This window comes from Lysinibacillus sp. NPDC056185 (assembly GCF_047737915.1).
Classification (GTDB): domain Bacteria; phylum Bacillota; class Bacilli; order Bacillales_A; family Planococcaceae; genus Lysinibacillus.
This window is the reverse complement of sequence record NZ_JBLLLQ010000069.1, coordinates 1-1512: the sequence shown is the minus strand read 5'-3', so window position 1 is coordinate 1512 and position 1512 is coordinate 1. Positions and strand designations below refer to the sequence as shown.

The following is a 1512-nucleotide window of genomic DNA, read 5'->3' as shown; positions in this document are numbered from 1 at the left end:
ACGTACAGTGTGCGGATTTGCCTACACACACGCCTTACTGCTTGGACGCGCATATCCAACAGCGCGCTTACCCTATCCTACTGCGTCCCCCCATTTCTCAAACGGTGAGGAGGTGGTACAGGAATATCAACCTGTTGTCCATCGCCTACGCCTATCGGCCTCGGCTTAGGTCCCGACTAACCCTGAGCGGACGAGCCTTCCTCAGGAAACCTTAGTCATACGGTGGACGGGATTCTCACCCGTCTTTCGCTACTCATACCGGCATTCTCACTTCTAAGCGCTCCACCAGTCCTTCCGGTCTGACTTCAACGCACTTAGAACGCTCTCCTACCACTGACATCGTAGATGTCAATCCACAGCTTCGGTGAATCGTTTAGCCCCGATACATTTTCGGCGCAGCGTCACTCGACCAGTGAGCTATTACGCACTCTTTAAATGATGGCTGCTTCTAAGCCAACATCCTGGTTGTCTGTGCAACGCCACATCCTTTTCCACTTAACGATTACTTTGGGACCTTAGCTGGTGGTCTGGGCTGTTTCCCTTTTGACTACGGATCTTATCACTCGCAGTCTGACTCCCGTGTATAAATATCTGGCATTCGGAGTTTGTCTGAATTCGGTAAACCGGGATGGCCCCCTAGTCCAAACAGTGCTCTACCTCCAGTATTCTCATCACGAGGCTAGCCCTAAAGCTATTTCGGAGAGAACCAGCTATCTCCAAGTTCGATTGGAATTTCTCCGCTACCCACACCTCATCCCCGCACTTTTCAACGTGCGTGGGTTCGGGCCTCCAGTAAGTGTTACCTCACCTTCACCCTGGACATGGGTAGATCACCTGGTTTCGGGTCTACGACCACGTACTAATTCGCCCTATTCAGACTCGCTTTCGCTGCGGCTCCGCCTTCTAAAGCTTAACCTCGCACGTAATCGTAACTCGCCGGTTCATTCTACAAAAGGCACGCTATCACCCATTAACGGGCTCTAACTACTTGTAGGCACACGGTTTCAGGATCTCTTTCACTCCCCTTCCGGGGTGCTTTTCACCTTTCCCTCACGGTACTGGTTCACTATCGGTCACTAGGTAGTATTTAGCCTTGGGAGATGGTCCTCCCGGATTCCGACGGAATTTCACGTGTTCCGCCGTACTCAGGATCCACTCAGGAGAGAACGAACTTTCGACTACAGGGCTTTTACCTGCTCTGGCGGACCTTTCCAAGTCGCTTCATCTAACTCGCTCTTTTGTAACTCCGTATAGAGTGTCCTACAACCCCAAGAGGCAAGCCTCTTGGTTTGGGCTCTTCCCGTTTCGCTCGCCGCTACTCAGGGAATCGATTTTTCTTTCTCTTCCTCCAGGTACTTAGATGTTTCAGTTCCCTGGGTCTGCCTTCAAGACGCTATGTATTCACGTCAAGATACTACGCGATTAAACGTAGTGGGTTCCCCCATTCGGAAATCTCCGGATCAAAGCTCACTTACAGCTCCCCGAAGCATATCGGTGTTAGTGCCGTCCTTC

Annotated in this window: 1 rRNA gene (only partly in view); it reads right to left on the bottom strand. The window is 51.5% G+C overall.

Annotated elements, in window-relative coordinates:
• Positions 1 to 1512 (bottom strand): 23S ribosomal RNA (locus ACMZ42_RS26845) (its annotated part extends 1465 nt beyond the left edge of the window); the annotation flags it as partial.